Annotated in this window: 18 protein-coding genes; all 18 read right to left on the bottom strand. The window is 36.9% G+C overall.

Features of this window, described 5'->3' with window-relative positions; all coding sequences use genetic code 11:
* Position 1 precedes the first annotated feature (1 nt).
* Positions 2-559, bottom strand: coding sequence for a hypothetical protein (locus Q4503_RS06600; protein WP_303601767.1), 558 nt, complete (start codon positions 557-559; stop codon positions 2-4).
* Positions 552-1,265 (bottom strand): uracil-DNA glycosylase, encoded by a 714-nt coding sequence (gene ung / locus Q4503_RS06605; protein ID WP_215974178.1) that lies wholly within the window; start codon positions 1,263-1,265, stop codon positions 552-554. Before ung ends, Q4503_RS06600 begins: the two co-directional genes overlap by 8 nt.
* Positions 1,266-1,287: 22 nt before the next feature.
* On the bottom strand, positions 1,288-2,592 hold the full coding sequence (gene thrC, locus Q4503_RS06610) for a threonine synthase (RefSeq protein WP_215974177.1): 1,305 nt from the start codon (positions 2,590-2,592) through the stop codon (positions 1,288-1,290).
* Positions 2,593-2,643: 51 nt separating this feature from the next.
* The gene (gene thrB / locus Q4503_RS06615) at positions 2,644-3,621 is read right to left on the bottom strand and encodes a homoserine kinase (protein ID WP_303601768.1); all 978 of its coding nucleotides are present in this window, start codon (positions 3,619-3,621) and stop codon (positions 2,644-2,646) included.
* Complete coding sequence (thrA, locus tag Q4503_RS06620; protein ID WP_303601769.1) at positions 3,621-6,107, bottom strand: bifunctional aspartate kinase/homoserine dehydrogenase I; 2,487 nt, start codon at positions 6,105-6,107, stop codon at positions 3,621-3,623. Before thrA ends, thrB begins: the two co-directional genes overlap by 1 nt.
* A gap of 484 nt (positions 6,108-6,591) precedes the next feature.
* Entirely contained in the window at positions 6,592-7,341 is a 750-nt protein-coding gene (locus Q4503_RS06625) for a M48 family metallopeptidase (protein WP_303601770.1), read from the bottom strand.
* A gap of 27 nt (positions 7,342-7,368) precedes the next feature.
* On the bottom strand, positions 7,369-7,734 hold the full coding sequence (locus tag Q4503_RS06630; protein ID WP_303601771.1) for a YebG family protein: 366 nt from the start codon (positions 7,732-7,734) through the stop codon (positions 7,369-7,371).
* A gap of 329 nt (positions 7,735-8,063) precedes the next feature.
* The gene (gene mrcB / locus Q4503_RS06635) at positions 8,064-10,445 is read right to left on the bottom strand and encodes a penicillin-binding protein 1B (protein WP_303601772.1); all 2,382 of its coding nucleotides are present in this window, start codon (positions 10,443-10,445) and stop codon (positions 8,064-8,066) included.
* 88 nt (positions 10,446-10,533) lie between these two features.
* The gene (locus tag Q4503_RS06640) at positions 10,534-12,507 is read right to left on the bottom strand and encodes an alkaline phosphatase family protein (RefSeq protein WP_303601773.1); all 1,974 of its coding nucleotides are present in this window, start codon (positions 12,505-12,507) and stop codon (positions 10,534-10,536) included.
* 74 nt (positions 12,508-12,581) lie between these two features.
* Positions 12,582-15,074: an ATP-dependent helicase HrpB gene (hrpB, locus tag Q4503_RS06645; RefSeq protein WP_303601792.1), complete on the bottom strand. Its 2,493-nt coding sequence runs from the start codon at positions 15,072-15,074 to the stop codon at positions 12,582-12,584.
* Positions 15,075-15,315: 241 nt separating this feature from the next.
* Positions 15,316-16,956, bottom strand: a complete 1,641-nt coding sequence (pgi, locus tag Q4503_RS06650; protein ID WP_303601774.1) for a glucose-6-phosphate isomerase — start codon at positions 16,954-16,956, stop codon at positions 15,316-15,318.
* A 115-nt stretch (positions 16,957-17,071) separates the two neighbouring features.
* Positions 17,072-18,031: a sugar-binding transcriptional regulator gene (locus Q4503_RS06655; protein WP_303601775.1), complete on the bottom strand. Its 960-nt coding sequence runs from the start codon at positions 18,029-18,031 to the stop codon at positions 17,072-17,074.
* A gap of 3 nt (positions 18,032-18,034) precedes the next feature.
* A complete protein-coding gene (locus Q4503_RS06660) occupies positions 18,035-18,769 on the bottom strand; it encodes an HAD family phosphatase (protein ID WP_252727639.1) in 735 nt (244 codons plus the stop codon).
* A 521-nt stretch (positions 18,770-19,290) separates the two neighbouring features.
* Positions 19,291-20,211: a carbohydrate kinase gene (locus Q4503_RS06665; RefSeq protein WP_215974169.1), complete on the bottom strand. Its 921-nt coding sequence runs from the start codon at positions 20,209-20,211 to the stop codon at positions 19,291-19,293.
* Complete coding sequence (locus Q4503_RS06670; RefSeq protein WP_303601776.1) at positions 20,211-21,746, bottom strand: mannitol dehydrogenase family protein; 1,536 nt, start codon at positions 21,744-21,746, stop codon at positions 20,211-20,213. Before Q4503_RS06670 ends, Q4503_RS06665 begins: the two co-directional genes overlap by 1 nt.
* A gap of 102 nt (positions 21,747-21,848) precedes the next feature.
* Positions 21,849-23,564, bottom strand: coding sequence for a cytosine permease (locus Q4503_RS06675; protein ID WP_303601777.1), 1,716 nt, complete (start codon positions 23,562-23,564; stop codon positions 21,849-21,851).
* A gap of 618 nt (positions 23,565-24,182) precedes the next feature.
* Complete coding sequence (locus Q4503_RS06680; protein ID WP_215974166.1) at positions 24,183-24,602, bottom strand: hypothetical protein; 420 nt, start codon at positions 24,600-24,602, stop codon at positions 24,183-24,185.
* On the bottom strand, positions 24,592-25,944 hold the full coding sequence (locus Q4503_RS06685) for a FliI/YscN family ATPase (RefSeq protein WP_303601778.1): 1,353 nt from the start codon (positions 25,942-25,944) through the stop codon (positions 24,592-24,594). Before Q4503_RS06685 ends, Q4503_RS06680 begins: the two co-directional genes overlap by 11 nt.
* Positions 25,945-25,946 lie beyond the last annotated feature (2 nt).

Consider the following 25,946-nt stretch of genomic DNA (forward strand, 5'->3'; position numbering starts at 1 on the left):
GCTAACGCACACTTTTCATTAATGCAGCTAACCGCACAATTTTGATATTAGATAATTGGCGATAATCAAAATAAGGACAAACAATAACACCTGCTTGCTGGTTAATCGCAAACTCATCATCAAGCCAAGTCAGTGGTGCCGTTAAGAGTTGTGAATTAACTAACGACTTAGCATAGGTTCTTCCCATAATAATATGGATAACTTTTTCATGTGAAAGGGCTGTTTGGTTATGACTCGATAAAATCGGTGCATTGAATAATAATGCGGTATTGGAATGGGCTTGTAATAAAAAGCTGTCCCTATACTCTTGCCATGTAGGGGCTAATTTTTTGAAAGAAAAAAGTTCTGTATCTAAGCTATAGAGTAGCTTTGCGTAAACATTAAAAACCTTACGCCAGCCGTTACCGCAATGTTGTCCTATATTGGCAATATCGCCTGTGCGAAGCGCCGTTAAATGATCAAGGTGTTGATACTCATCCATGGGTGGCTGATTACCAATATATACCGCTATGCTACAACACTTGTCCCCAAAACCAACATTTTGAGCAACGTTAAGCATTTAAGCACCAATCTATTGGAGCGACACCTTGCGCTACCAACCAATTATTTGCTTTGGAAAAAGGCTGACTGCCAAAAAAACCGCGATAAGCGGATAGTGGTGAAGGATGAGGACCATTTAATATAAGGTGTTTTGCGTTATCAATATTGCGCCCTTTCTTTTGTGCGTGAGCGCCCCAAAGAATAAAAACACAGCCCTTATTGTGTCGATTAATTTGTTCAATTATTTTGTCGGTAAAAGCTTCCCAGCCTAACTTAGCATGTGAATGCGCCATGCCTTGCTGTACTGTCAGCACAGTGTTTAATAATAAAACACCTTGTTCGGCCCAAGCGGTTAAATTACCGTGTTTCGGCGTAACAAAACCTTCAATATCGGTAGTTAATTCTTTGTATATATTCACTAATGAAGGTGGGACTTTGACGCCAGACTGAACAGAAAAAGCTAAACCATGCGCTTGAGGAATGTCATCAGGCATGCCTTGTTTTAAGGCCGCTTTTCCTGAAACACCATGATAGGGATCTTGGCCTAACACAACCACTTTTACATCTGCTAAGTCTGCAAACTCAAATGCTCTGAAAACATCTTTTTCTTCAGGAAAAATAGTAATTCCCTGCGCTCTTTGATAAGTAATTTCAGCCTGTAGCTGGCAATAGTAATCTTGCAATTGTTCATGCTTAATTATCTGCTGCCAGTGAGGTTTGATCATAATAAACGCTTATTTCTGTGTGTTACTTTAAAAGATAAGCACGTAAGTCTGCAAAGTCGGTACTCATATCTTGCGATAAGATTGGCTCGCCTGCACAGTCTGCTAGTTCTTTTGGTAACCCTAAAGGCTGACCTAAAATACTTTCAACCACGTCTTTAAATTTAGCAGGGTGAGCAGTTCCTAAGAAAACGCCAAACTCACCTTCTTCAGCACTATGCTTTAATGCTTTATAAGCAACAGCTGCATGTGGTTCGCTAATATAACCTAACTTACCTAAACCAATAACTGTAGATTGTGTTTGCTCTTCGTCAATTGAAACTGATGTTACACAGCCATCTTCAACAATACCTGACTTAAGCATGTGTTCTACACGCGGCCAGTTATTAGGATTACTCACATCCATTGCGTTAGAAATAGTAGCAACCGTTGTATTAGGGGTCCACTCACCTGTTTCTAAATAACGTGGCACAGTATCGTTTAAGTTAGTTGCGGCAATAAAACGCTTAATTGGTAAACCCATTGCTTTAGCAAACAAGCCAGCAGTTAAGTTACCAAAGTTACCGCTTGGAATAGAAAACACAATATTTTCTAAATCGCTTTTAGCACGAGAAAGTTGAGCAACAGCTTCAAAGTAATAACAAATTTGCGCTAATAAACGGCTAATATTGATTGAATTAGCAGAGTTCAAACCAATAGTATTAGCTAGCTCTTTATCGTCAAAAGATTTTTTAACTAATGCTTGGCAGTCATCGAAATCACCATCAACCATCAATGTTTCAATGTTACCACCTAAGGTAGTAAACATTTTTTCTTGAAGCAGTGAAATTTTACCTTTAGGGTACATAATTACTACACGGATATTATCAATACCATGAAAAGCATGAGCAACAGCAGCACCAGTATCACCAGAAGTAGCTGTTAATATTGTTAACGGCTTGGTTTCACCTGTCGCTTTAGCATCTTTGGCAACAAATGCTTGTAAACATTTCGCCATAAAACGGGCACCAAAATCTTTAAATGCTAATGTTGGTCCATGAAATAATTCGAGAATAGCACGATCGTTACTAATAGGTTGTAACACAGCAGGAAAATTGAAAGCATCAGTAACAATTTGGGTTAATTCAGCTTCGCTAAGGTCATCTTCGACAAAAGGATGTAAAATCTTAACGCTACGCTCAACAAGTGGCAGTGCTAATAATTCATCGATATTGTCAAATTTAGGCATAGTTTCAGGAAAAAACAGCCCCTGATTTTTACCTAAACCTTGCTTAACTGCTTGAGCAAAACTTACTTGCTCGTCATTTTCTTTTAAGTTATAAAATTTCACTGTTTTATCCTACTAATTCTTAAATATGTTTAGCGACTGATAGCCATGCTATTAAACTTCTACTGCACCCGCTTCATCTACTTTGCAAACATGTACAAAGCCTAGTGCTGTTTGTAAATAATTTTCTTTAAGCCATAACGCATAACGTTGTGCTTGTTGTTCGTTATCACATATACAAAATAATGTGGGGCCCGAACCAGAAATACCAACCGCGTGAGCGCCTTCAGCCATTAAATAATCATGGGCTTGTTGATATTTCGGTAATAAATTAACTCTATAGGGTTCAGCAACAACATCCGTTAATACTGAAAATGCTTGTGCTTTGTCTTGTCGATGACACGCATCAACAAACGTTGCTAAATTTTGACCATAGCTTATCACATCAGCACGACTATAACTTGTCGGTAATACATCACGAGCCGCTTTAGTTGACACCTCAATACCAGGATAAGCCATAACATAATAGCAATCATTGAAACCAGGTAAAACTCGGCTAATAACTTCGCTATCTGGCACCATTAACTGTAGACCACCTAAGTAACAAGGTGCGACATTATCATAATGTAAACTACCGCTAATTTGCGCTTCCATTTGCCCGGTCATTTTCAGTACAGTTTTTTCGTCAAAGCTGAAATTATGGTGTTTACTGTAAAAAGTATTTAAGCCGGCAAGTGCTGCTACTACCGAACAAGCACTAGAGCCTAACCCACTACCTACAGGCATTTTTTTGTCTAAGGTCATTTGTACAGTAACAACGGTTTGCCCTTGGGCAACCAATGCTTGATTAAACAATTGCAAGCATGACCAAACAATATTATTTTCTTTTTCTTTAGGTAATTTATCAGCAAAAGCACCAACGACGACTAAACTGTCTTCCGTTGCGCTTTCTACAGTGACAACATCACCAAGTAAAGTGCCATCAACAGGTTTAACGGCTAAGCCTAATACATCAAAACCAACGCTAAGATTACCAATTGAGGCCGGAGCGAAAACAGAGACATTAGCTGACAAAGAAGATAAAGTAGACATTAGTGTTGTTGCTCCCACGCTAGTGTTCTTAATATATCACCAAAAACACCAGCAGCAGTTACTGCAGCGCCAGCGCCATAGCCACGTAAAACAAATGGTAGTGGTTGATAATAACGACTATGTATTGCCAATGCATTTTCGCCATCTTTAATACTATAAAGTGGATGGCTAGCATCTACCGCTTCAATAGAAACCTGACATTTCCCATCAACAATATTACCAATATAACGTAACACTTTTCCTTCGGCTTTTGCGGCTTCACAACGAGCATTCACAGCAGCGTCTAGTTTTGATAAGTTATTCATAAAAGTATCCACATCACCACTATCATCAAAATCACTTGGTAATACTGATTCAATGTTAATATCAGACAGTTCAAGCTGCATGCCAGATTCACGCGCCATAATTAATAATTTACGCGCAACATCCATTCCACTTAAATCGTCACGAGGATCAGGCTCAGTAAAACCATTTGTTTTAGCAATAGCCGTTGCTTCTGATAAAGACATACCTTCATCAAGCTTGCCAAAAATATAAGATAACGAACCGGATAATATACCTTCAAAACGTAATAATTCATCGCCTGCTTTAATCAAGCTTTGTAAGGTATCGATTACTGGTAAACCTGCACCTACCGTTGTTTCATATAAGAATCGACGATTAGTTGCTTGCGCGGTACTACGTAATTGTTGATAGTATTCCCATGAATCAGTATTGGCTTTTTTGTTTGGTGTCACAACATGAAAACCTTCCGCCAAGTAATCTACATAGCTCATAGCCAATGCTTCATTAGATGTTGAGTCAACTAAAACAGGGTTAATTAAGTGGTTATCACTAACAAAAGTTTTTAAGTTTTTAGCATTAACCTCAACGGCATTTTTATTTTCAATGCCTTGTGTCATTGCTTCTTGCCAGTTATCTAAGTCGATACCCTCTTTTGCAAATACCATCCCTTTTGAATTAGCGATACCATAAACAGTTAAAGCGATATTTTGCTTTTTCAAGCTTTCTTGTTGACGTGAAATTTGTGCGATTAACTCACTACCTACGACACCACAACCAACTAAGAACACATCAATTGCTGGTTTATGTGAAAAGAAGTTTTGATGACTAACTTTCATAGCAGCAGTACATTTTCTTTCTTCTATTACTACCGAAATACTACGCTCTGAAGAATCCTGAGCAATAGCAACGACGTTAACGCGTGCTTGTGCTAATGAACTAAAGAATTTCGCTGCCACACCACGTTGATGATGCATACCATCACCCACTAGCGACACAATAGATAATTGACCTTTTAGGGCAATCGGCTCAAGTAAGCCATTAAGCAATTCAAGTTCGAACTCTTCTTTTAAGCTTTCTTCAGCTTGTTGAGCATCCGCTGAATGAATACAGAAACTAATACAATATTCGCTTGATGATTGGCTAATTAATACTAACGAGATGTTTTCTCTACTCATGGTAGCAAATACGCGACTTGCCATGCCTACCATGCCCTTCATACCTGGTCCTGAAACATTAACCATAGTTAAATCATCAAGATTGGATATCGCTTTAACGCGCTTTTGCTGATCATTTTCATTTGAAATGAGTGTACCCGGTGCCGCTGGATTACTGGTATTCTTGATTAAACAAGGGATGTGATATTGAGCGATTGGACCAATTGTTTTCGGATGTAACACGCTTGCACCAAAATAAGATAACTCCATTGCTTCTTGATAAGACAAGTAATCAAGAAGTTTAGCTTCTTTAATCATACGAGGATCAGCATTATAAACACCGTCAACATCTGTCCAAATTTCACAGCATTCTGCTTGTAAACATACTGCTAAAACGGCTGCAGAATAATCAGAGCCATTACGTCCTAGTGTAGTAACTTGATCTTCTTTATTATCTTTGCCGAGACAAATACCAATGAAACCTGGCATTAATGAGATCTGATTCAATTTTTCATATTCTATTGAAAACTTCTCTTTAGAAAGCACTAAGTCAGCCACAGCATTTAATGACGATTCATTAGTACAAAGGAATTTTTCAGGTGAAAGTAACGAAACTTGTAAACCTTGAGATTGTAAAACTGAATCAAGAATGGCAACACTTAATCGCTCGCCTGTACTAATAATTCGAGCACGGATATGATCAGGGCAATAAGTAAGCATTGTAGCGCCTTGCATATAACGCTGTAGCTGATGCTCATAATTAGCTAATGCCTGTTCACAATGATGTGAATTAAAGTTACTTAAACTTGCAGACAAGTCTTCAATAATGGTGGTAATAGCACGTTTGAAATGTCCTAAATCGGTGATTAACTTTGCTTCATCAGTAATATTTTCAGCCATAGCTACCAAATGATTAGTAACACCTTGGGGTGCTGAAACAACGATAGCAACTTTGGTCAATTGGCTTTTGTCTTTGATGATATCAGCAACTTGACGAAAACGCTCAGCTGATGCCAACGATGAGCCACCAAATTTAAGTACACGCATTATTTTTTCCCTTTCTTGAAAGCAAAAAACTCGTAACCTTTGCAGGTTACGAGCTTCGATAAAATTATTTTTTTTACACGTCAGCCTGCAACCATCATCCTATTCGGGTGGTGGTGGTGGTTATAATAATAATAATTTGGCTAAAGGTAATATTCATGGGTCATAAAATGCCTGATTTACTTAATAGTGTCAACATTTATTGACCAATTAGAAAGAGAATAAAAAGTTATAGTATATGCATATATATTAAAAAAAAGTTATATGTGGTTAATTGATCAACTATATTGTCACTTAAGTAATCTTCAAGGATAGCTATATATTCATTGATATTAATAAATGTTCAAGTACAGCGTGATTTTTATGCACCTAGCGTTACTTGCATATTCATAGTTTATTAATTACAAGAGCAACCAATAAAATGATAGGAAAAACATTAGACAATAGGCGCTATCGCTAACTGGGTCGATGAGAATTTATGCAAACGTTAACTCGATACAGGAGACTGCCAATACAACGCTGACTGATGCGTTTTTACCCATTGTTGCGCTTCAATATAATCGGGAAAGTGTTTGGCCACTAATTGCCAGAAGTACTTTGAATGATTTAAATAACGCAAGTGACACAATTCATGCACAATAACATAATCAATAACTTGCCTAGGTAGCATCATTAATAAATAGTTAAAGCTCAGCTCACCTTTATTATTACAGCTTCCCCAACGAGCACGATATTGTCTTATTTTTATTGAGGTATAGTTTAACTTGGTTAATTTTGCGTAATACTCTACTCTCGGTAAGATAATATTTTGAGCTTGCTGTTTAAAATAGCATTCTAGTTGTTTTTTAACGGCAATAGCCAAGCTTAATTCATCGAGTTGTTTACGTTGAATACGTGTTGGTAATTTAACAGTAAGGGTTTGTTGTTCGCTCATGGTTTCGGTAAGTACAACATTACTTTTTGGATCTAATTTTTCAGCTGTATCAGCAAATATAATATTGAGTGTAACCAGTTGACCAAATACAAATAGCTTTGAGCCCTGAGTAAAATCACAACAAAGATCAGCACTTTGATTTTGCTCGGTAATTTTAGCTTTCAACCATGCGCTTTTTTTCTGAATAAAGAGGCTAATAAACTTTTCATCAACATGATGAGGGGCACGAACATAAACCAGCCCCTGTTTTACCTGCAGCGAAAGTGTTTTACGATGACTGCGTAAAACTTGATAATCAATCATGATAATCTTTGATTTTGCGTTACAAAATCAATTCTCTTTAGTTAATTTAGCTGACTTAGTCGCTGGTTTTGCTGGTTTTGCTTCAACTGTTTTTTCGGCCACCTTTTCGGGAGTTTTATCAGCGGCTTTCTTAGGTGCTTTTTTGGTAGGAGCTTTACTTGCAGGTTTCTTCGCAAGTAAAGCAACTAGCACTTCTTCGCGATGTTGAGCTAAATAAATACTCAGTTCTTCGCTAACACTGTCACTTAATTCTATTGGTGATTGCGCAAATACATCAGCCAAGTTATCAGCCATATCCAACATTTTGTCATATTCATCTGCTGATTTCTTATCCATAAATGTTTTTGCCTCCACCCCGTGTCTAATGACGACGAATCGACTTTCAACTGCCATTATTCTTCCTTAGTCATGTTATACCAATTCTTACTAGCTATATGATCATTTCTACTTGCTAAGATCACCAACGACATCGTTATTTATTTAATAATTATAACCACTAGTTATTAAAATAAATGCCTTCTATTTGTTGGCAATTTTTTTACCTATAAAATTGCTCACTTAATTAATAAAATTGGTATTAAAAGAGAGCTCAATAAAAATAAAATTTTCATTGTTAATAAACTAACAATATCACAACAAATAACAAGCTGTATATAAAAACAGTTATTGGGTTATCATTTACTAGTAAATATTTAAAGTTTACTTCATGGGATAAGGTGATATTAATCAGAAAATAACTTTTCAAACCAAGATCGTTCATCTACTTTTTCTTTCAAGCAACCATCTTTTACTGTTATTCCAGCCGATATTGCAGGGTAAGCTTTAGTATTATCGCACTGATCTGACACTGCATGCCCTGTTTTTTCCTCAAATAAGGTTGTCGCTATGGCCTCAGGTTTAATGCGCGTTTTATTCACAACGCCTTGCTTTTTAAGAAAGTCAGAAAATAATACCAAAGCTCCACTACTTCCGGTTAAGCCAGTTGGTTTATTATCATCTTTACCTAACCACGTAGTAACTAAATGCTGGTCATCATATCCAACAAACCAGCTATCACGTAAATCATTACTGGTACCTGTTTTTCCCGCTAGCTCATTATTTTTTAATCGCCAAGTCAGTGATCTGGCGGTGCCTGTTTTAGTAACCTGCGTTAAAGCATAATCCATTAAATAAGCAGCATTCGTTGAAATAACTTGAGCATTACTCGCTTGATATTGCCATAGGGTTTCCCCCTTGTTGGACGTAATGATATTAATTGTATGCGCCTGTTCAGCATAGCCTTGATTAGCCAGCGATAAATACAACTGATTAATCTGTAAAGGTGACATGTTAATCGCCCCCAGTAGCATTGACGGTCTCATAACAATATCTTCGTCAAAACCAAATAAATGAATCGCTTTGGCCACATTATCTAACCCTAAAGCCATACCTAAATTGACAGTAGGAATATTAAGCGAATTGACTAAACCATCAATTAACGGTACTTGATGGCGATACTTGCCATCATAGTTTTTAGGTTGCCACGCGGCTTCGGCTTGGCTCCCTTGCTTACTAGTTGTATCTACGCCATTTGTTAAGGTTATAGGTTCATCTGCCAATAAAGTAGCAAAATTAAATTGTTCATAACGCTCTAAAGCCGCTAAATAAATAGCCGGTTTGATTAATGATCCTATAGGACGTTTCGCATTTATTGCCCGATTAAAACCTGCGTAACCAGCTTTTCTATCGCCAACTAATGCCCTAATTTCAGCACTGTTAATATCGGTCACAATCATTGCAGCTTGTAAATCAGTTTGCTTATATTTTTGTTCGAGTGCCGTTAACTGACTGGTAACCGTTTGTTCTAGAAATTGCTGTGATAAGTGAGAAAACCCCGTAAATACGCGAATACCATTTTTTTGCTGAACAGAGGGTAACAATTGATTTAACTCTTGCTGTACTACTTGTAAATAAGCGGGGTACTCTTGCGCTTTGAAGCGTCTATTTTTACGTATTGATAACGGCGAACTAACCCTTTGTTTAAACTCTTCGACCGTAAGAAAGTTTTCTTCAAACATAAGTCTCAAAACCAAGTCTCGACGTTCTTTTGCTCTAACAGGGTTTCGCCATGGATCGTAATAACTTGGCCCTTTCACTTGTGCAACTAACAACGCTATTTGTGCACTATTTAATTCTTCAAGTGTTGTGCCAAAATAGAATTTAGCCGCTAAACCAAAGCCATAAATACCATTCGCATAATGTTGACCTAAATAAACTTCGTTAATATAAGCTTCAAGTAATTGATCTTTGCTATAGCGCACTTCAATAATGATTGCCATTATTGCTTCTTTCACTTTGCGCGTCAGGGTACGCTCTTGCGTTAAGAACATATTCTTAACTAGTTGCTGGGTTAGCGTGCTCCCGCCTTGAACAGTTCGCCCTGCAATAATATTATTATAAAGCGCACGTAAGATACCTAAAGGAGAAATACCTTGGTGATGATAAAACTCACGATCTTCAATCAGTAATAATGTATCTAATAATAACGTAGGAGTATTTTCTAAAGCCGTTAAGATACGATCTTCTTTGTTATTAGGGACTAATCGAGCGAGTAATATGGGCTCTACCTGTAATGAAGTTACGGGAACATCATCAATAAAAAGCTGACTTATTTTCCCCGCGGAAACATCAATTGTTAGTTGAATGGCATCAGTCGTAGTAACGGTATGTGTTTGTGGAAAAACAAACGGACGACGGTAGATAATAATTCGATGGGCTGATTGAGCATACTGTCCTGAAGCAGTAACGGTTCTTACTTTTTTATAGCCATTTAATTTTAACGATTGTGCTAAATGATTAAGGTTGAGTCGCTCACCAATTACCAACGATTCAATTTTACCATAGACTTGTGCAGGTACTTGCCAACGTTGCCCTTCAAACGTTTGCTGCACTTTTGCATCAAGGTAAATAGTAAAAATAGCCAGCGTAAAAAAAAGCGCAATTGCAAGTTTTACACCTATAACAGTAATGCGACGCAACCATGCTCTTTGAGGTTTACTAACATTTTTACCCTGCTTTGATTTAACAGTGTTTTCTGCTTTATTACTTTTCTTCTTTGTTGTCATTTAGGTATAAAATCCTAGCATTGATGAGTATATGATATTTACCATTTATTAAATCATTAAGTGTTAAAATGTCGTCGTTATCTTAATGTTATACCTTAGTAAATTCTATAGAATCACCAGTATCCGCATTAATAACAAATGCTTCTATTTTTTGATTTTTGTCACTTATTTTAAGCAAACCTATACCGCTACCATTATACAAACTCATGTTCGAGTCATCACTGAATTTACGTACTTTAATTTTCATGCGCCTACGTTTCGTAAACCAATTAAGCGGTGAATATGTGGCATATAAAAAGCGATTAAGTTTTTCCAGTGTATTTAATAAAGTAGAAGGAAATTGATTTTTAATACCACTACAGGTTACTTGTAATATTTTTGAATGGCTTCGTATAAATCTATGTGTAACTTCATAAACAAAAGAATAGTGAACATCGCCCGATAAGATAATAAAGTTTGGCGGTGTTTTGTAATGCCGAAAAATATTTAGCATAACATTCGCTGTACCTGGGTGCGCCATCCAATTTTCAGCATCAACCAGTAAAGGTTTACCAAAAAAAGTAAATATACGCTGTATGGTTTCAATTAATTTTACTCCATATATTGGTGCAGGGGAAACAACAATAACATCAGTTTCATTTATTAATTCTTGTTGTAATTCAGATAACGATTCCCAATCCATTAAACCTGAGGGTTTTCCTGCATTACTTTCAGAGCGCCAGCGTCTTGTGCGGGTATCTAACACCACTACTTTAGGTGAAGTGGCCAAAGTATAATGCCATTCTTCCCAAGAAAATAACTTATTAATTAATGACGTATGCTCTTCTATGCCGACATCAGTAAAGTGCTTTGGAATATCCTCATTCAGTGCGGTAAATTTGTCAGGCGCATTTCCCCACCCTTGGCACAACCAATAACCAATTAATGCATTACCTAAAATATGCTTAGAAAAACTATTGTTATAGGCCGCTTCCTCCCAACCTCGCGTTAAATTCCAGTCATCTGTGACATCGTGATCATCAAAAATCATATAACTCGGTAAATGTGCCATCGCACGTCTAACCTTTGTTAATCCCGATGAAAAATCATTAATAACAATCAGCTCATCTTGATATTTTTGCTGAAATGAAAGAGGAATATTCGTCTGTTTTTCTAAGGATAAATCAACAACGCCCCATAACTCTGGCGACCAAACTAACAAATACATTGCCATGACTTCAGCAAACGTCACTAAATGATTTTTGGCATTATCAGATGTGAATATAGGTTGCTTATTAAGCGAGAGATATTTATTAATACCGCCTCGATTAACGCGTTCGTGAGGTAATATTTTTTCTCTCTGATAATAACAAAATGGGCTATCTAACAGTTGTTGATTATTATGTATATGAGGAGAGTTCGAAGACTCATTACGCCATGATTCATCGAATAAACCAAGTAATGTTATCACTTGATGAATAGCAACCAGCATAGGTCCTGACACATCATCAGCATAGACTTGATCACCTGACATCATTAACATTGAAGGCCGTTGTTCAGCTGAAAAATCACTTCCTTTTAATAAGTTATCAACTTGGCATAACGCATCACTACTTTTAAAGTGAGGTTTTCGACAAGAGCCATGCAGTATTTTATTAATATTTTTCTTAATAACAAAGCTAGGTAGACTTTGGTTCGGGTAAACCAGATCGGGTAATAACTCGACTAAGCCATATTCTGTAACGCCGTCTTTGAAACAAAAATCATATGCTAATAACTCATTTTCAGGTAAACCGTCAGTTACTTTGATTGAAATAAGATTGATAAATGCCTGCTTACCAACTTGAATTTGTTGTAGTTCCGCAGAATCTAAATGCTTATCAAAAATTACATTATGATCTTTAACCATCACTATTTTACAAGCAATACTATATTTTTGTGTTGTTACCAACCAAAAGTTAACTTGGTCAACATCACAATGACGGACAACAGGGCCAGCAACAATTGATGATAATGGTGTTTGAGTGCTAATAAGAGACCTCGAAAAAGTAAAGTATTTATAGTATGTTAAAGATCTAAGCAAATGATATATCTCTATTTAACTACAATTATTATTCATATTCAAAATGCTAATTGATACTTTTTATTTCATACGGCTTATTTTGGCTTAATAGAACGGCCTGCTTTTTCAGAAAAAGGGTCAATAGGCCATCGATGTCGAGGGTATTTAGCGCGCATATCTTTAGCAACTTCAACATAAGACCCGCCCCAAAAGTTAGCTAAATCACTGGTTATTTGTATTGGCCTTCTAGCAGGTGATAACAGTTCAAAACGCAGTGCAACGCTATTACCTGCCAACATGGGAGATTCAAGCTCACCAAATAACTCTTGCAGTACAACAGCAACGGTAGGCTCTGAGTTTTTATCATACAAGATGGACACTTTTTTATTGCTCGGTGTGGTATAGGTTATTGGTGCTTCTTGCTCAAGTATTTTTGATTCTTCATAAGTTAATAATGAAGATAAGAGCGGCAGTATTTTCACCTGTTTTAATTCCGATATTTTTTTAATATTGGTAATGTAAGGCAACAACCAATTTTCGGCACTTTCCATAATTAACGCTTCTGATAGCACAGGAAAACCCTCCATCTTACTACCAAGCCATTCCACTCTTTTTAACCAATCTTCACACTCCTGAGTCCAGTGCAATATACTTTTAGCATCAGTTTTTATCAGAGATTGAATACTGTCTAATATAAACTCTGCGGGGACATCATTACTTCTTGTTTCCTCAATAATTAAACTGCCATATTTTTTCAGTCTTCTTGCATATACTCGGCTATTATTGGCTGCTAATTCATAGTCTATTTTTTCTGAAATTTGGTGAGAAAACTTGTCAACTAAAAGATGTTTATTAAAAGTAATAGCACTAAAAACACGGCCTTCTTTGGTTTGAGCATCACAATCATTAACCACTAAATATTCATTATTAATAAGCGGATCTTCTTCTGCCAGATAAACGCCCTTACCATTCGCTAATTGATATTTATGGCTATTAGCTGAACGCCTTTTCGCTAACCTTTCTGGAAACGCTAACAACAATAAATAGGCGGCGATATCAGGCATACCTGAGATGTCTACTTTACTTTTCTTATGTTGTATCAATGACTGCAGTGTCCGAACATCTCTAACGACCGTTTTCAGCGTATTTCTATTAACATAAGCTTTATTAATATTGTCTGTATCACTCTCAATCAAAACTTGTAATCGCATCAATAAATCGGCACTACCGCCACCCTGTAATATATCTCGCTCTGACAAAAGAGCAGCAAGATTACACGCAATTTCGCGCTCTTGCTTGTCATTGGCAGCCAACATCATCTTGGCTAACCTTGGATGAATTGGTAGCCCACTTGCTTTTTTACCAAGTGCAGTGATCTTTCCTAAAGTGTCTAACATTCCTAGTTTTACGAGTAAATCTTGAGTTGAATCATAATGGGCTTTTGGCGGGGGCGTTAACCAATTGATTTCTTCATAACTTGCATGGCCAGCACTGGCAAGCTCTAACACCGCATCAGCTAAATCTGCATTTAAGATCTCTTCTTCTTGATAGTCCTTCAACGATCTATGTTCGGATTCACTCCATAACCTTAAGCACTTCCCTTCAGATAACCTACCGGCACGACCTTTGCGTTGCTCAGCTGAGGCTTTTGATATCGTTGTTGTTGTTAACTTTGACATGCCACTTGAAGGGTTGAAAATAAGTGTCTTTTCAAGTCCTGAGTCAATTACACAAGTAATTCCTTCAATGGTTAAACTCGTTTCTGCAATGTTGGTGGTGAAAATAACCTTTCGAGTGCCTTGGGGTGCTAATGCAATCGCCTTTTCCTGCTCTTCTAATGGCAATGCACCATATAAGGCAATAAGTTTAAGGTTTTGATGTGCTGAAAATACGGTTGTCGCCTGTGAAATACACCTTTTGATATCAGCAACTCCGGGGAGGAATACCAAAACATCACCTTCATCTTGAATAACATTAGATATCGCTTTACAGACATTTGATGCTAACTGTCTGCTGTCAGTTTTCTGATGAGAAACACTAACAGGATAAGCCCTCCCTTTACACAACATTACAGGGGCATCATCAAGGTACTTTGATACTAAATTAGTGTCTAGTGTTGCTGACATCACTAACAAACGGAGATCTTCACGAATCACTTGTTGAATTTCGAGCGAAAGCATAAGTGACAAATCAGTATTAATAGAACGCTCATGAAATTCATCAAAGATGATCAGCCCAACACCGTCTAATTCAGGATTTAACTGAAGCCTTCTTGTTAACACGCCTTCGGTTAGAATTTCAAGCCGAGTTGCCGCAGATATTTTCTTATCATTTTTGACTTGGTAACCGACGGTTTCCCCAACTTTTTCACCCAGGCATTTAGCTAAGTAATTAGCAATTGATCTTGCCGCCATTCGTCTAGGCTCAAGCATAATAATTCGTTGACCATTCAAAAAGTCAGCTTTTAACAACTCAAGCGGCACAACGGTAGACTTACCAGCCCCTGGCTCAGCTTGCAATACTACACTCGGGTTATCTTTTAGCTCACGCAACAGGTCAGCTAATATTTTATGAATTGGAAGGCTAATTTTTCAATACTCTACTTTTTATTAATAAGGACAAACTTAAAAGATCAAACTAACTGAAAATTAGCAGATTAGATTTGAGTCATTCAAATTGTCTTATAAGTATGAAGTAAAAATGATAATGGTGCGATGGTAAAGTTGGTAGTATTAATGCCTATTTTGTTGTGTTGTGAAAAATTAAGCCCTGGCAATAACATTAATTACCAGGGCTTATATATTTTGTGTATTTAACCGATTAACGACGTTAACTTATATTACGTCTGTTTCGGCAAATGTTTATCAAACCTTTCGTTGAACCATCTTCGTTCAAAGGCATATCCACATTCGACAGCTTACTAAATATTTCATTGCCAAGGGCTTTACCCAATTCTACACCCCATTGATCAAACGAGTTGATTTGCCAAATAACACCTTGCACAAAAACTTTATGTTCATACAATGCAATAAGACTACCTAACGCTTTAGGTGTTAGTTTTGGCATAAGTAAAGTATTGCTAGGTTTATTGCCTTTCATCACTTTATGAGATGACAAGTAACTGATTTCATCAGTGCTGCATTTTGCTTTTGTCATTGCGGCAATAACTTGCTCTTCTGTTTGGCCTTCCATTAATGCTTGGCTTTGCCCTAAACAGTTAGCAATCAACATGTCGTGATGATCAGAAATATCTACATGTGGATTAAGCGGCAAAATAAAATCGACCGGTATAGGTGTCTTACTTTGATGAATTAATTGATGAAATGAATGTTGTCCATTCGTACCTTCACTACCCCAAATAATAGGACCAGTATCGTAGTCTGTTTCTTTATTATCTAGATTAACCGACTTACCATTACTTTCCATATCAAGCTGTTGTATATAAGCAGGTAAACCACGTAAATAATGATAATACGGTAATAATACTTGCGACTGTGCACCATGGAAATTTCGATACCAAATACCCAATAGCGCCATAATTACTGGCATATTGTCTTCAAAAGGTGCTTTTCTAAAATGTTCATCCATTTCAAATGCACCATTTAAAAACTCTAAATAGTTGTCAAAACCAATACCAATGGCAAGTGGTAAGCCAATGGCTGACCAAATTGAGTATCGTCCGCCAACCCAGTCCCACATTGGGAAAATATTTTCTTCGCTGATACCAAAACTTTTAGCCGCTTCAACATTGGCCGATACACAAGCAAAGTTATGTTGAATATCACTACTGTCAGCTTTTTCTAAAAACCATTCTTTAGCTGTTTCAGTGTTTCTTAGTGTTTCTTGAGTCGTTAAGGTTTTTGATGAGGTAATTATCAAGGTTGTTTCTGGATCTAGCCCTGACAACACATCATGAATATGACAACCATCAACATTGGCAACATAGTGTACATTTAAGTGCTTTTGACGATATGGTTTTAGTGCTTCAGACATGATTTTAGGCCCCAAAAATGAGCCGCCAATACCAATTGCCACTATATCTTTAAATGCCTTGCCGCTATAACCTTTGGTAACACCAGAAGAGACATCATCCACAAAACTTTTTATTTTGTCTAAGGTACTTTTTACTAATGGCATTATATTTTCGCCATCAACATACACGGGTTCATCAGAAAAATTACGTAGCGCTGTATGTAACACCGGACGGTTTTCAGTAGTATTAATCGGCTCACCTGAAAACATTTTTTCTATTTTTTCTTTAACACCGCATTGTTCTGCTAACTCAACAAGTAACGCTTTAGTTTCTGGTACTAAATGATTTTTTGAGTAATCTAAGGTTAATCCTGAGGCAGATATTGTAAATCTATCAAATCGTTCAGGATCCATACGAAACAATGATTTAAGATGAATTGATTTACTGTCTAAATAATGAATTTGTAAGTTTTGCCATGCCAGTGAATTAGTTAACATGTTTAATAAGCCTTTATAATAAAATTTAAGTTTGTTTCAATAATTGAATCTGACAAAACATGCTAGCTTAGTCGTCATCATTAATTTAGCATAGCACCAGTAAATGTTGCTGGTTTTACGCTATGCTTAATAAGCGTTCAGCTGTGTATTCATTGGTGATTAAGCCATTAATTAGTTTAGATCTAAGCGCACCTAATATTGCTAATACCTTTTCTTCACCCGCAGCAATAGCATACACAGCCTTATCAGGGTTTACTTTCAAAGGAGTGCTAGCAACTCGTTGATTAACAGTGCAATCAATCAGATTACCGTCAACATCTAATACCCAACTAATTAACTCTCCTACCGCGCCTTTAGTTTGTAGCTCTTCAAGTTCTTCTGGGCTGACAAAACCGTCTATATGAAGCGGTGAATTAATGGCTAAATTACCTACCCCAATAAAAGTAACGTCAGCTTGCGATGCTAATTTTAAATTATTCGCAATATAGCGCTGAGTATGCAATTGTTCTTTTTCTTCTTTGCTGCTCGGAAGTACAGGTAAAGGCATAGGATAATGCTTGGCATTAATATGTTCAGCCATGCGCATCACAACATCGTATGATGAAGCTGAACCATCTAAAGCCATATTACCCAATAAAGCAACTATTTGATGTTGTTCACAGTTCAATAAAGCCAATTCTTCCACACAAGCACGTAAAACTCGACCAGTTCCCATCGCTATTACTTTCGGCTCTGGCGATTTTAAATGAAATTCTATTTCTTTAGCGCCCGCTTGAGCAAGTCCTAATGTAGAATTTGGCTCACTATTGTCGCTTGGCACAACCGTACATGACGTTAAGCCAAAACGACTCTTAAGCTGGAGCTGAAGGTCCATGCACTTAGCTATTGGATGCTCTAACCTGACTTTAATCAAGCCTTCGCTAACTGATAATGCTACCATTCGCTGCGCTGATTGACGCGATATATTGAGTTTTTTAGCTATTTCTTCTTGCGTATTACCTGCAACGTAATACAACCAACCGGCTTTAGCGGCATCGTCTAACTTTCTTATTTCTGACTTAGATCGCTTTAACACGTGTTACCTCTCGATGTTGCATGATGAAATAAGCGAAGGTACTTGCTCAAATAATTGTGACCAATGTTCTATAGTGCAAACGCGACTAAGGTTATCACTATTACTGCCATCAGATATTTGAGTCAGAATATTTTTACTGTTCAGGTGGCTCGCACCTACATACCTAATAACATTCATATTGGCCGCTTGGGCTGCGCAAACACCAGCATGAGAGTCTTCTATCACTAAACAGTTTTTAGCTGCTACCCCCATTGAATTGGCGGCATGTAAAAATAAATCAGGGGCAGGTTTACCGTGTTTAACCTCTGAAGAAGTAAATACCTTGCCAGCAAAATAGTCTTCAAGCTTGGTATAATGTAACGAGTGTTTTACTTTTTCTGGGCTACCACTTGTCGCAACACAACTGTCTATTTTAAGCTGAGATAGCATCCACTCAAGATCATTGGTCTGTTGCAGTTCTACAGCAAACACGTTAATCAGTTCTGCTCGATAGCGTTCACGAAATTCACTCGTCAGCTTGACTGAAAAGTCTTCAAAAACTTTCGCGGTGACATGCTTAAAATTAAAGCCTAAAAAGTTAGTGAGGAAATAGTCTTCAGAGACAACAACGTCTAACTTTTTTAGCATACCTAGCAGTACACGCTGACTTAATATTTCACTATCGACTAATACACCATCACAATCGAAGATAATTAATTTTATCGGCTCATGTGGAGATAAAGCTATAGATTTGTTCAACTCTACTTATCCTTATTGAGTTTTGGTTAATTATACCAATCGGACTAATTAATTGATCACTTAGCGAGAATTAAAAGGCTTAGAGGCAAGGCATTGATTGCAGAGAATGGTTATTCCCTTGTCAAAATCAATAACGCGGCATATAAGCCTTATAAAATCGCCCTTCGGGAGCTCATTAGCAAACTGATAACCGCACAAAATGAATGAAATATAGAATGACTATAATTAACTCATTGTGTTTGTTCTAAGCTCGCTAATGTAGCTCTAAGTTGGTCAATTTAATAATCCGTTTGGTATTACTTAGTTAATCAGTCAGTTAATCCAATAGATACTACTACAATCATACCAAATTGATTCAATTATTACCCATGGAGTACTAATTAAAAGTTAAGTCGCTCCAGATGATAGTTCTGCAATATAATGACTGTATTAGCCAATTAATCTCACTTAATAAACGGTTTAATAGGAGGCTTAAACGATATTTTAGCCTCCATCTATTACTAATGATGGATTAACTGTCGTTACATTGGGTTGATAAACTGTTCAATATCTTTAATTGATAATTCAGGTGTCGCACCATGATTTTGAGCCACCATAGCACCGACAGCACAGGCAAAATCAACCGCATATTGTGCATTGGTTGTATTGCATAATTGATAGATCAAAGAACCTAAAAATGAATCACCAGCCCCTACCGTATCAACAACCTTAATTAAAAAACCTGAGTTATAATAATTTTTATCATTAATTTTAAGTAACGCACCATGAGAGCCTTTGGTAACGCACATATAGGGTGTATTGGTTTGTTCAGCAATAAACTCAAGGTTTTGTTCTAACGAGTTAAACTTAGAGCCCATAGCATGCGCGATTTCGTAAAGTTCATCATCGTTCAGCTTAACAAAATCTGCTTCTTGCATTAGTTCAACTAAGGTTTCTAGTTGGTAATGCGGTTTGCGTAAGTTCACGTCAAAAATCTTAAACTTGGCTACCTTTATTAACTCTCTTAAAGTATTTAATGAGGTAGCTTGACGACAAACTAAACTACCAAAAACAAAAATATCAGCAGACGTCACTTGCTCAATAAGGTCTGGAGTTAAGGCAATGTTATCCCAAGCAGTGTCCGCAACAATTTCGTAGGAAGCTGAGCCACTTTGATCTAATGTCACTTCAACCGTACTGGTTTTCTTTTCAGAATTAATTGCAATAAAATCAGTGTTCATTTGTCGATCTTTTATTTGATCAACAATTTCATGACCTAAAACATCATCACCTACAGCACTGAGCATTTGTGCTTTTATACCAAGAGAATTTAAGCGTAAACAGACGTTTAGCGGCGCGCCACCTAAACGTTTACCACTAGTAAAACAGTCCCATAACACTTCACCAAAGCAGTTAATGGTGATTTCACTTGGCGCTTTATCATTGATGAATAAGCTATTCATTATAATTTCTCCGCTGCTAGTTTTTGGTTAAGGGTATTCTTCATAATATTTTTGATATTACTGATTGGTAAATATAATTCATCAATCGCGTTGCCATACAACTCACTAAAAACAGGTTGTTCAATGAGATCACCAAACAAGCTATTAATTCTTAAGAAAGCTAACTTATCTTCAGTGGTTTTATGCGCATACTTAGCAAGATCATTTTTCATTGCATCTTGAATATCTAACGCTTCTAACGCTTGGTTAACTTGTTTGTCACTGTATAAACACCATGTTGCAATAACTAACGTAGCAAGTGAACAGTCACGCCCAAGCGCTAAGTTTTCATTTATGGTGGCGATTAAAAACTTAGGTAATTTAGCTGAACTTTCAGAACAAATACGCGCTAAACTATCTTTAATGTTTGGATTTGAAAAGCGTTCAATTAACGTGTCTTTGTATTCATCGAGATCAATACCCTCTAATTCATCAAGTAGTGGTGTAACTTCTAAGTCCATAAAAGCACGTAGATATTGGGCAAAATCTTTATCTGATACGGTTTCATCTATTGTTGCATAACCATGGATTGAACCTAATAAACCTAATACTGAATGACCTGCGTTCAATAAACGTATTTTCATTTTTTCAAATGGTGTTACATCTGTGACAAACTGCGCACCAACTAAATCCCAATTAGGACGACCATCACTGAAGTTATCTTCAATTACCCATTGTGAAAATGATTCACAGGTAATTGGCCATTCGTCGATTAAACCAAAAGTATCTGCCACATAGTCAATATCAGCTTTTGTTGTTACCGGGGTAATGCGATCGACCATAGCATTAGGGAACTCAACATGATCTTCAATCCATTGACTTAATTCAGGATCTTGTTGCTGAGTAAAAGTAAGTAGCATTTTACGTGTTACGGCACCGTTATGTTGAATATTATCACAAGACTGCACAGTAAAAGCTTTCATACCTTGGCTTTTACGTATTTGTAATGCTGCAGCAATATAACCAAATGCTGTTGTTGGATCTTCAGGATTGGCAATGTCGTGTATTATGCTTTCGTTTTCTAAATCTAAATCGCCAGTAATAGGGTTTAGGTTATAACCTCCTTCAGTAATAGTTAACGACACAATTTTTGTATCGTTATGCGCTAGCTTGTCTACCACTGCCTGTTTGCTATCTGGTGCAAAGATAAAGTCAATCATTGAACCAATAATTTTGTTATCTATTTGGCCATTTGGATGACGTACCACTAAAGAATACAAGTAGTCTTGTTTAACTAAAACATCACGTAAACCGCGATTATTTTCTAATAAACCTACACCACAAATTCCCCATTGCTCAGAGCCTGGTGTTTTTAATAATTCATTAATATATACCGCTTGATGGGCACGATGAAAACCACCAACACCAATATGAACAATACCCGGCTTAAGCTGACTACGATCATAAGTAGGAATATCAATATTGCTAGGTAAACTCGCTAATGTTAACTGGTTTAACGAGTTGCTTTGTGTTTCATTTAATGAAGTAATAGTCATGTTCTTTGCCTTACGGTATAGGATTAACCCTAAAAATATAGGCTGGATAACGCTAATTCAGGCTATCCAGTTTGTTGAATGTATTTATTTACTTTTAAATTACTACTTGTTCAGCGCTTTTTGACGTTTTAGCGACATATAAGCGCTCGCGAAATAGGTGATAGTAAAGATAAAACAGTAAAATTCGAATTCCGCTTTATTTACATCATAAATATCCATGGTTTCACTGAAAAACATAACTTGACAAGCAAAGGCAGTAATAACCAATAATGAAATAACTGAGACAACATTTAATAGTTTGCTCATGACACTTGTATCAAGAATAAAAGGCTTATTGTTAGTAGCTTGCTTAACTTGATAAGCGACAATTTCTTGCTGCTCAAGTAATTCTGCCGCTTCTGCTCTGGTATAGTCTTGATCAGCACCATATTGCTTAGCTAAAAAGGTGTAAATAACAATGCTGAATATCCAAGTAGGGATGAATAAGTAATAGAAAGACATTACGTCTAAAATATTTAAACCAAAACCAAAAACTAAAGCTAAAGCCCAAGTAGCAATGGCAGGTATACTACGAGAAATATTTTGGTATTTAGCCCAATAACGCGTTAAACCAACTTTTGGAAATAATACATGCTCTGCAAAAACAATACCGCCAACAGGAACAACTAATAAACCAGCGTAAGTTAATAATGGTAACATTTGAGAGAATACAAACGGGAAACAAGCAATAATTACGGTAACAACACCAACAATAGCGGTTGTTTTTTCACGTGATTGATTAACAAAAATAGACTGAGCAGCTAGCCCTGCACGATATAAATTAGCATTCGCCGTGGTCCAACCGGCAATAATAATAATAACAAAGCCAGTTAAACCTAATGCATGATAAGCAACATCGCCTGGGTCTAATGAACTAATACTTGTTTTAAGTAATACCGCAGCACCTGCGCCCATAATACCTGCCGAAATCCAAGCTAAGTAATGCCCAAAAAACATACCAACACCAGAGAACAAGCCATAACTTTTACGTTTAGCAAAACGAAATATCGCCATATCAATTAAACCAAAGTGTGTAATTGAGTTGGCTGCCCAAGCGAAACCAATAACTTCAAACAAGCCAATACCTTTTTCACCATCACTGGTAAATCCAGTCCAAATAGAGCTATCACCAATAGTCATAAAATCACCCCACCCAGTTAAGGTGGTTGTACCTAAAACATGATTAGATAAGGCAGGGAAAAGCGTGAAAGAGCCCGCTATAAAAATAACAAATAACCAAGGCGCGCATATTTTAGAGAAGTCCGCAACGGTCGAGAAACCGTACATAGCAACAAACACAACAATAGAACCAACCGCTAAGACGATTGCCACAAACCAAAAACTATTTGGATACCAATTAAGTTGTGCAGGTATGTCGAATAAAAACCTGACCGCGGTAGAAGATACTGTGATCATGGCTGCAGAGATAACCGAGAAAATAACGACATTAGCCCAGTTATAAAGCTTGGTCATTGAATTACCAGCAATTTTATTAAGGTAATTATATAAACTTAAGCGAGTTTCAACAGCAATAGGTGCTGTTAATAACCACCAAGACATCATTGCTAATAAGTTACCGATAACTAAACCTAAAAGGATATCTTTGGTCGATGCACCTAAGGCAACAAAGGTTGCCCCAATAACAAATTCGGTCGCAGCAACATGCTCTCCTGCATACAAACCAGCGAAATGTTTCCAGCCATGTAATTTGCTTTTTGCAACGGGCATTTGTTCTTCATTTATATCACTAAATGAATTATCTCTCTGAATATCAGACATTTATCTTTTTCCCCATTTTCATTTTATAAACAAATATTAAGAGATAAATATGTGTTACATATTTACGCCTCTATTATTTTGCTTTTATTTTATGTATTAACCGTAAATTCAGTAAGATCGAAAGTATTTGCGTAACAATCAGCAAAGTCAGACCTAGAAAAATGAAACTATTATTTAGCGCAATAACTTCACTTTGTTTAAATATTTTATTTTTATAAATTACTAGGGCAAATGCCCAGATACCGAGCATAATCCCACCACAAGTTTATATAGTCAACAAATTTATTAATAAAAATAATGGTAGTTGTAGATAAACCTACAGTTAAATTTTAAATTAATTGATGTATTCATGGTAATAAAACTTATAAAATAAAAATAAAAACAATCACTTATAAAAAATAAGAAAAGGATCATCTAATTGATTTTGAATTAAAATATGATCAAATAGTAGAAAGAGTGACTGCTTGGGGTACAGTATTTAATACAAGTGTGTGATATCTAAGTGCTGATGGCTAAGCACCATTGAAGAAGAAGTGAAATAAAGTTAAGCCATACTAATCAAAACTATGGTCAGATTAGCTTGTTATTTTATGGTATAGACAAGGTATAAAAATGGCTTCAACCTGTTTGTTTATTGCGAACATAGCCTTGAATAACCATTTCATCGAGGTCTTTATTTTCTTGTTGCTGTAACTGCTCTTGTAAGACTTGATGGCGACTTTGTACAATCCCTTCTATTCCTTTGGTAAAGTTCATCTGCTTTAAACAGGCTTGCTGTTGACGTGATTCGTCATTTTGTGACTGAGTGATTAATGCACTTTGTTGGTTAGATAAGTTGTTCAAGATCACTTTCATACCTGAAAGATTTTGCAAGCATATAGATGATTTCATACTTACATTCTTTTCCATGCTGTCGATATGTTGCTGCAATAATTGTAAACGTTGTTGCTCTTGAGCACTACGCTGTTGTAATTCCGATTGTTTAGCTAGCATCTGATCAAGCTTATCTTTTTGCATATCTTTAAACTTAGTTAGCATTATACTTCCCCATTATTAATTCTAACTGTGTAGCTGAGTCTGAAAAATCAATTTTTTCATTAAGCTTTTGACACAAAAAATTTTCAATTTCTGGATATAACGTCACAGCGGCATCGAGTTCAGCATCTTTACCTGCTTGATACGCGCCAAGTGGAATAAGTTCATGAACTTGTAAATAGCGACTATATAATTTCTTTAATGTATAGCAATTTTGCAATTGCGATGGATTCACAATATTTGGCATAACACGACTAATAGAAGCACCAATATTTATCGCTGGGTAATGCCCTTTTTCAGCCAGCGTACGATCAAGAACGATGTGACCATCTAAAATTGCCCGAGCGTTATCGGCGATAGGATCTTGTTGATCATCACCTTCGGCCAATACCGTATAAATTGCTGTCATTGAGCCCTGGCTTTTTTCGCTATTACCTGAGCTTTCAACAAGCTGAGTTAATTTACTATAAACTGAAGGAGGATAGCCTTTAGAAGCGGGTAACTCTCCTACAGATAAGCCTATTTCTCTATAGGCTTGCGCATAGCGTGTTAGGGAGTCCATCAGTAGCAGCACATTAAGGTTTTTATCTCGAAAATATATAGCAAGTTGATGGCTTAACTCCGCAGCTTTAACTCTAAGTAAAGGAGAATCATCAGCAGGTGAAGCGATAATAATTGCTTTTTTTAAGCCTTCAGGACCGAGACTTTGTTCGATAAATTCCTTAACTTCCCAACCTCGCTCACCAACAAGCGAAACAATAACCACGTCCGCTGAGGTAAATTTAGTCATCATGCCCAATAGCTTACTTTTACCTACGCCTGACCCTGCAAATAGTCCCAGACGTTGACCTTTTCCAACAGTAAATAAACTATTGATGGCTCGAATACCAACATCCAATGGCTCAGTGACCCCTTTACGTTGTAGAGGGTTTAATTGAGTCGATTTTGAAAGCTTAAGCGCAACATTTTCTTGATCTTTTGCTAATGGCCCGAGGTCATCAATAGGATTCATTTGTGCATCAAGCACACGCCCTAACAATCGTTCATCAATACAGACAGAAGGCTCATTCCTGGCAACTCGAACACGAGCGCCAGCGTACAAATCTTGAATTTTATTCAATGGCATTAAATAGGCTTCAGACTCATGAAAACCAATAACTTCAACGTCATACCAAGTACCATCAATACCCTCAACTTGATACTTTTTCCCCATGGTGAAAACACCTCCTACTGCTGTCAGCGTCAAGCCATTTACACGGACCAAACGGCCGTAGCTTTGCAAGAGTGGTGGAGATGTTAACGCGCAAGTTGCTTTTCCTAAGCGCTCTAATAGGGTGCTAGTCATGA

Source organism: Colwellia sp. 6_MG-2023 (genome assembly GCF_030547765.1).
In the GTDB taxonomy this organism is placed as follows: Bacteria; Pseudomonadota; Gammaproteobacteria; order Enterobacterales; family Alteromonadaceae; genus Colwellia.

Coding starts and splice junctions, on each gene's coding strand:
- Q4503_RS06600 (WP_303601767.1), bottom strand. CDS start 559: ATGCTTAACGTTGCTCAAAATGTTGGTTTTGGGGACAAGTGTTGTAGC.
- ung (WP_215974178.1), bottom strand. CDS start 1,265: ATGATCAAACCTCACTGGCAGCAGATAATTAAGCATGAACAATTGCAA.
- thrB (WP_303601768.1), bottom strand. CDS start 3,621: ATGTCTACTTTATCTTCTTTGTCAGCTAATGTCTCTGTTTTCGCTCCG.
- thrA (WP_303601769.1), bottom strand. CDS start 6,107: ATGCGTGTACTTAAATTTGGTGGCTCATCGTTGGCATCAGCTGAGCGT.
- Q4503_RS06625 (WP_303601770.1), bottom strand. CDS start 7,341: ATGATTGATTATCAAGTTTTACGCAGTCATCGTAAAACACTTTCGCTG.
- Q4503_RS06630 (WP_303601771.1), bottom strand. CDS start 7,734: ATGGCAGTTGAAAGTCGATTCGTCGTCATTAGACACGGGGTGGAGGCA.
- mrcB (WP_303601772.1), bottom strand. CDS start 10,445: ATGACAACAAAGAAGAAAAGTAATAAAGCAGAAAACACTGTTAAATCA.
- pgi (WP_303601774.1), bottom strand. CDS start 16,956: ATGTTAACTAATTCACTGGCATGGCAAAACTTACAAATTCATTATTTA.
- Q4503_RS06665 (WP_215974169.1), bottom strand. CDS start 20,211: ATGAATAGCTTATTCATCAATGATAAAGCGCCAAGTGAAATCACCATT.
- Q4503_RS06670 (WP_303601776.1), bottom strand. CDS start 21,746: ATGACTATTACTTCATTAAATGAAACACAAAGCAACTCGTTAAACCAG.
- Q4503_RS06675 (WP_303601777.1), bottom strand. CDS start 23,564: ATGTCTGATATTCAGAGAGATAATTCATTTAGTGATATAAATGAAGAA.
- Q4503_RS06680 (WP_215974166.1), bottom strand. CDS start 24,602: ATGCTAACTAAGTTTAAAGATATGCAAAAAGATAAGCTTGATCAGATG.
- Q4503_RS06685 (WP_303601778.1), bottom strand. CDS start 25,944: ATGACTAGCACCCTATTAGAGCGCTTAGGAAAAGCAACTTGCGCGTTA.